We start from the raw sequence: 6380 nt of genomic DNA on the forward strand, positions 1-6380 counted from the left end.
TGCAGCTCCTTTTCAACGGCGCCGGATTCCATCCGGCGCCTGCTTAAATCTAGCGGCTTTCTTCAGGTTTTGGCGGTTGCGGTTCGACCGAGGCTTCGGCGGCCCCATCCACGCGATGCAAGGCGACCTGACGGATCGACAGGCGAATCTCCGCCGGTAACACGCGCTTGGCCGCGCCTTCGGCCAGTTCGCCGAGCAGGTCGTGGTAGCTCAACTTACCGGCTTCGTCGCGGCGCAGCACATCTTGCTCTAGTAAGGTCTGGATGAAATGTCGGAAAAGGCTCTTGTCGAAGAATTCCGGGGCGTTGAGGCCATGCAGGATCGACAGGCGTTGGGCCATGATCGTGCACAGGTCTTCCAGCTCTTCGGCGCTGATGCTGTTCTGGCCGCTGTTGAGCAGCAGCGAAATCGCCATGTAGAAGCGTTGCAGGGTCTGGGCGACAGTCTTGGACAGCAGGGTCAGCAGCACAAAGTGCCGCGAGCTCGGCGCCGGGCGCAGGTACACGTTGTTCTCGAAACGCAGCAGGCCTTGCTCGACAAAGGCTTCCAGCCATTGGTCGACCACGGTGTCCAGCTCGTCCAGCGACCAGCGGATAAACAGCTCCGATTGCAGGTACGGGTACAGCGCGTGGGTATAGCGCAGGATCTGATCGCGGCTCATCCGCGAGCTGCTTTGGAAGAAACTGGCCAGCAGCGCCGGCAGCGCAAAAATGTGCAGCACGTTGTTGCGGTAGTAGGTCATGAGGACGGCATTCTGCTCGTCCAGGTACAAAATCTTACCCAGCGCATCACTCTGTTCCGACAGCAGATCCATGTCCTTGACGTGCTTGATCAGCGCCAGGCCATCGCCGTCGGGCAGGGTGGTATGGGGCGAGTAGGGCACGCGGCGCAGCAGCGCCAGGTACAAATCCAACTGGCGCGCCATGGCTTGTTCGTCGAGGGCCAGGCGCGTGGTGGACAGCAATGCCAGCGCCACCAGGTTCACCGGGTTCACTGCCGCAGCTTCGTTCAAGTGGCGCGCCACCTGTTCGCCGAGGCGGTTGGTGGTTTCATTCAGCCAGGCGGGTTTGTAGTTCGGGCCCAGCTCCTGGGAGCGCCAGTCCGGTTGCTCGGCGTCGAGGAACTCAGCCAGCTTGATCGGCTCGCCGAAATTGACGGCGACTTGGCCGAAGCGCTGCTTGAGCGCGCCAACCACTTTGAAAATATCGAAGATCGACTCTTTCTTCTTGCTCGCGCCACGTAGCTCGCCCAGGTAGGTGCGGCCTTCGAGTACGCGCTCGTAGCCGATGTACACCGGCACAAACACGATGGGCATGCGCGAAGAGCGCAGGAAACTGCGCAGTGTAATCGCCAGCATCCCGGTCTTCGGCTGCAGCATGCGCCCGGTGCGTGAGCGTCCGCCTTCGACGAAGTACTCCACAGGGAAGCCCTTGGTGAACAAGGTGTGCAGGTACTCGTTGAACACCGAGGTGTACAGCGGGTTGCCCTTGAAGGTGCGGCGCATGAAAAACGCACCGCCACGGCGCAGCAGGCTGCCGATCACCGGCATGTTCAGGTTGATCCCGGCGGCGATGTGCGGTGGGGTCAGGCCATTCTTGAACAGCAAATACGAGAGCAACAGGTAATCGATATGGCTGCGGTGGCAGGGCACGTAGATCACCTCGTAGCCCTGGGCAACCTTTTGCACACCTTCGATGTTATTGACCTTGATGCCGTCGTAGATCTTGTTCCAGAACCAGCTCAGCACCACTTCGAGGAAGCGGATCGCCGTGTAGGTGTAGTCCGAGGCGATTTCGTTGCCGTAGCGCAGGGCCTGGGCCTTGGCTTTTTCCGGGGTGATCTTTTCCCGTTCGGCTTCGTCGGCAATGGCCTGGCGCACCAGCGGCATGTTGACCAGGCCCTTCACCAGGTTGCGCCGGTGTGACAAGTCGGGGCCGATCACGGCGGTCTTCAGGTTACGAAAGTGCACACGCAAGATGCGCTGGGCCATGCGCACGGTGCGTTCGTGCCCTTTATTGTGCTCGATCAATTCACGCAGGTTGATAGGCGCGGAGAATTGCACGCGGGTCTTGCGGCCCAGGATCAGGATGCTCAACAGGCGGCGTAGACGCCCGGTGACCGCCCAGCTGTCGGCAAACAGCAGCTTCCACGGGCTGGACTCGCTCTCCGGCGACTGCCCCCAGAACACGCTGACCGGAATGATTTGTGCATTCTCTTCGGCGTGCTCGCTGAGGGTATTGACCAGGCGGGTCAGGGTCGGTGGTGCGCCGCGCTTGTCCTGGCGTCCGAGCCAGTCCGGTTCCGGCGTGAGGTAGAAGAACGCCGCCGGTTCCATCAACGGGCCGACCGATACCGGCAGCACCGGGCGCGGCAGGCCGGCCTTGGTGCACTCGGCATCGACCACGGCCAATTCGCTGAGGGAGGGCGATTGCAGGACGTAGAACACCGGCCGGCTGCGGTCCAGGTTAAGGGTTAAGGACGACTGGTTGATCGTCTCTGAGCGAACCCAGAGGTACAACAGTCGGCGCAAGGTGCCAAACACTAGACGGCGGAACGGAGAGCGGGTCATAGGCGTGCTGCTTCAAGTGGAAAAAACCGAGCAGGCGCTCGGGCGGGTAGTGTGCCGTATTCACCGAAAATCGGCAAAAAAGCAGCGATGTAAACTTGAGTTGATCGTTTTTGAGCCTGTCTTATACTCGGCAGTTCAACGCGACCGACTCAACAATAACAATCAGGTGGGAGTGAACAGATGGCAACGCGCGAAACCGGTAATGTGAAGTGGTTCAATGACGCAAAGGGCTATGGCTTTATCCAGCGTGAAGACGGCAAGGATGTGTTTGTGCACTACCGCGCCATTCGCGGTGAGGGCCATCGTTCCTTGGCCGAGGGCCAGCAGGTGGAGTACGCCGTGGTGACTGGCGAGAAGGGGTTGCAGGCGGAGGATGTGGTGGGGCTGTAAGCCCACCGCTGTACAGATGTGGCAAGGGGCTTGCTGTGGTGAGCGGGCTTGCCCCGCGCTGGGCTGCGAAGCGGCCCTAACAAGAACGCCGCGTCGTGTCACGCACTCCGCGGCGTAAGGTTTTAGGGCTGCTACGCAGCCCAGCGCGGGGCAAGCCCGCTCACTACACAAGCACTTCTTCAGGATTATGCGGTTTTCCAGGTGATCTGCTCTTCACCGTCTTCACTGATGCGAATCCAGGTGTCAGCGCTTTCTTCACCTTCTTCCTCAACCCAGGTGCCCGGTGCGCAACGCACTTCGACGTTCAGCGCGGCAAAGGCTGCGCGGGCACAGGCGATGTCGTCGTCCCACGGCGTCTGGTCGCTTTCCAGGTACAGGCTGTTCCATTTGCCTACAGCTTTCGGCAGCCAGGTAGCGGGTACGTTGCCGGCCTTGCACTTGTAGGTCTGGCCCTTCTGGACCCAGTCGGTGCAGGGGCCCAGGGCGGCGCCGAGCCAGGCCGCGATGGCCTTGTAGTCGACGTCGGCGTCCTTCAGGTAAATCTCTATATCGGGTTGGCGCATGGATGTTCCTCGTTGCGGGATTCGAAAATCCATTCGCGGATACTGGAAAGTCTGTTATTGAAGCACGAAATAGTCGTAGCGCATCGATACCGTGACCAGCAGCGGCTCGGCCGCCTCGATCACGTCGGCGCGGCGCTCGGCACTGGCGCGCCAGCCGTGGGGTGTCATCGCCAGCAGGTTGGCACGGTCCTGGGGTTCGGCCAGGCTCAGGGCGAATTCCAGTGTTTCGCTGTGCGCCAGGCTCATGCCGTCCGGCACCAGGGCCAGGTGCTTGTCGTCGGTGTATTCGCGCACTTCGTCGTATAAACGCTCACGCAGTTCCATCAGGTGGCCGGCGGTAGGGCCGACCTTCATCAAGCCGCCGCCGGGGCTGAGCAGGCGCTTGGCCTCTTCCCAATCCAGTGGGCTGAAAACGCTGGCGAGAAACTGGCAACTGCCTGAGGCCAACGGCACACGGGCCATGCTGGCGATCAACCAAGTCAGCGCCGGGTTGCGCTTGCAAGCGCGTTTGACCGCTTCCTTGGAGATATCCAGCGCGTAGCCATCGGCGTGGGGCAGGGCTTCGGCGATTTGCGCGGTGTAGTAACCCTCGCCACAACCGATGTCCACCCAGCGCTGCGGCGCACGTTCGGCGGCCAGTTCAGCCAGGCGCTTGGCCACCGGGGCGTAGTGCCCGGCGTTGAGAAAGTCGCGGCGCGCCTCGACCATGGCCAGGTTATCGCCGGGGTCGCGGCTGTTCTTGTGTTGTACCGGCAACAGGTTCAGGTAACCCTGGCGTGCGCGGTCGAAACGATGTCCGGCCGGGCACGCCACGCCATTGTCCACCGCATTGAGCGGCGCGCTGCAAATGGGGCAGGCGAGCATCAGGCGAGCAACTTGATCAGGGTCTGGTAGTAGATTTCGGTCAGCACATCGAGATCGCTGGCCAGGATGCGCTCATTGACCTGATGGATCGTTGCGTTGACCGGGCCCAGCTCGACCACCTGGGTGCCGAGGGTCGCGATGAAACGTCCATCGGAGGTACCGCCGCTGGTGGACGCCTGGGTCTCACGCCCGGTGATCGCCTTGATGCTCGCCGAGACCGCATCCAGCAACGCGCCCGGTTCGGTGAGGAAGGGCAGGCCCGACAACGCCCACTCCACGTGCCAATCCAGGCCATGTTTGTCGAGAATCTCGGCCACCCGTTGTTGCAAGCCTTCGACGGTGGATTCGGTGGAAAAGCGGAAGTTGAACACCGCTGTCAGGTCGCCGGGGATCACGTTGGTCGCGCCGGTGCCGGAATTGAGGTTGGAGATCTGGAAACTGGTGGGCGGGAAGAAGCTGTTGCCGTCATCCCAATGCTCGGCAGCCAGTTCCGCCAGGGCCGGTGCAGCCAAGTGGATCGGGTTCTTCGCCAGGTGCGGGTACGCCACGTGGCCCTGTACACCGCGTACGGTCAGGGTCGCGCCGAGGGAGCCACGACGGCCGTTCTTGACCACATCGCCCACCAAGGTGGTGCTTGACGGCTCGCCGACGATGCACCAGTCCAGACGCTCCTTGCGTGCGGCCAGGCGTTCGATCACGGCTTTGGTGCCGTGGTGCGCCGGGCCTTCTTCATCGCTGGTGATCAGGAAGGCGACCGAGCCCTTGTGGTCCGGGTAGTCGCTGACAAAGCGCTCGGCCGCCACGAGCATCGCCGCCAGGCTGCCTTTCATGTCCGCCGCGCCACGCCCGCAGAGCATGCCGTTTTCGTCGATCAACGCGTCGAACGGGTCGTTCTGCCAGGCTTGCACCGGGCCGGTCGGCACCACGTCGGTGTGGCCGGCGAAGCACAGCACCGGACCGTCATGCTTGCCATGGGTGGCCCAGAAGTTGTCCACGTCTTCGATGCGCATCGGCTCGAGCGCAAAACCGGCGTCGCCCAGGCGCTGCATCATCAGCTTCTGGCAATCGGCGTCGATCGGCGTCACTGAGGGGCGACGGATCAGGTCGATAGCGAGTTGAAGGGTCGGCGAAAGGTCGGCATGGGCCGTCATGGGAAAACTCCAGAAGCGTGTAATGGGCGCAGGACGAATGTGAAATACGAAACCTGAAATGGCGCGAATCCAGTGTGGCAGGGGGCTTGCCCCCGATTGCTGAGTGTCAGTCGCTGTATCGGTTCACTGGCACACTGCTATCGGGGGCAAGCCCCCTCACACATAAGGCATTTGGCGCAGGCCAAGGCATGCAAAACGGCCGTTATCTTATAGCAAAACGGCGGCCAGAGGCCGCCGTTTAGTGCATTGCGCAAGTTTTTACTCAGCAGTTGCCAGCTCGACCTTCGGCGCCGGTTTCGGCAGCGACGACAGGAAAGCCATCACCAGCGCCGCCACATACGGCAGCGACTGGACCAGCAGCATCACCACCCAGAAGCGGATGTCATTGCTGGGCAGGCCCTGCACCAGGTAGATCCCCAGCGCCGCGCCCCACAACAGCAGCATGATGAACATCTCTTCGCGGGCTTCGGAAATCGCGACCCAGAAGCCGTGGTTATCCGCGTTTTTCGGTGTACGAAAGAACGGAATGCTGGTGGTGAAGAAGCCATACAGCACCGCTTTGGCGATGGTGTGGGACAACGCCAGACCGGCCAGGGCTGCGCAGAATGCATCCTTCAAGTTCACGCCTACCGCACGGCGGTAGAGGAAGATGATCTTGCCGACCTTGAACACAAACAGCGCCAATGGCGGAATCGCGAAAATCAGCAACGGCGGGTCGACCCGCGTCGGCACGATGATCATCGCCGCCGACCACAACAGGGCGCCCACGGTGAAGAAGATGTTCATGCCGTCCGCCACCCACGGCAACCAGCCCGCGAGGAAGTGGTAGCGCTGGCCACGGGT

5 protein-coding genes and 1 pseudogene are annotated in these 6380 nt (G+C 61.9%); 1 reads left to right on the plus strand and 5 read right to left on the minus strand.

The genetic code is table 11. The annotated features are described in order from the left end of the window. Window positions 1–49: 49 nt before the first annotated feature. Entirely contained in the window at window positions 50–2569 is a 2520-nt protein-coding gene (plsB, locus tag AC3ZU9_RS23630) for a glycerol-3-phosphate 1-O-acyltransferase PlsB (protein WP_102061739.1), read from the minus strand. Window positions 2570–2749: 180 nt separating this feature from the next. Here plsB and AC3ZU9_RS23635 point away from each other — a divergent pair, with 180 nt between their 5' ends. After that, window positions 2750–2959, plus strand: a complete 210-nt coding sequence (locus tag AC3ZU9_RS23635; protein ID WP_003219353.1) for a cold-shock protein — start codon at window positions 2750–2752, stop codon at window positions 2957–2959. 185 nt (window positions 2960–3144) lie between these two features. Here AC3ZU9_RS23635 and AC3ZU9_RS23640 read toward each other — a convergent pair whose 3' ends face one another. The 4 genes and pseudogenes from AC3ZU9_RS23640 to AC3ZU9_RS23655 form a co-directional block, all read right to left on the minus strand. Beyond that, complete coding sequence (locus AC3ZU9_RS23640; protein ID WP_490091427.1) at window positions 3145–3522, minus strand: hypothetical protein; 378 nt, start codon at window positions 3520–3522, stop codon at window positions 3145–3147. Between the two features lie 54 nt (window positions 3523–3576). Then, window positions 3577–4386, minus strand: coding sequence for a putative RNA methyltransferase (locus AC3ZU9_RS23645; protein ID WP_012722583.1), 810 nt, complete (start codon window positions 4384–4386; stop codon window positions 3577–3579). Next, complete coding sequence (dapE, locus tag AC3ZU9_RS23650; RefSeq protein ID WP_102061740.1) at window positions 4386–5537, minus strand: succinyl-diaminopimelate desuccinylase; 1152 nt, start codon at window positions 5535–5537, stop codon at window positions 4386–4388. Before dapE ends, AC3ZU9_RS23645 begins: the two co-directional genes overlap by 1 nt. Before the next feature lie 258 nt (window positions 5538–5795). Then, window positions 5796–6380, minus strand: a pseudogene (locus AC3ZU9_RS23655) (beta-(1-3)-glucosyl transferase); the annotation flags it as partial.

The organism is Pseudomonas sp. A39 (assembly GCF_058145955.1).

Excerpts from the sequence above, each read along its gene's own strand:
- plsB (WP_102061739.1), bottom strand. The coding sequence starts at position 2,569 with ATGACCCGCTCTCCGTTCCGCCGTCTAGTGTTTGGCACCTTGCGCCGA.
- AC3ZU9_RS23635 (WP_003219353.1), top strand. The coding sequence starts at position 2,750 with ATGGCAACGCGCGAAACCGGTAATGTGAAGTGGTTCAATGACGCAAAG.
- AC3ZU9_RS23640 (WP_490091427.1), bottom strand. The coding sequence starts at position 3,522 with ATGCGCCAACCCGATATAGAGATTTACCTGAAGGACGCCGACGTCGAC.
- AC3ZU9_RS23645 (WP_012722583.1), bottom strand. The coding sequence starts at position 4,386 with ATGCTCGCCTGCCCCATTTGCAGCGCGCCGCTCAATGCGGTGGACAAT.
- dapE (WP_102061740.1), bottom strand. The coding sequence starts at position 5,537 with ATGACGGCCCATGCCGACCTTTCGCCGACCCTTCAACTCGCTATCGAC.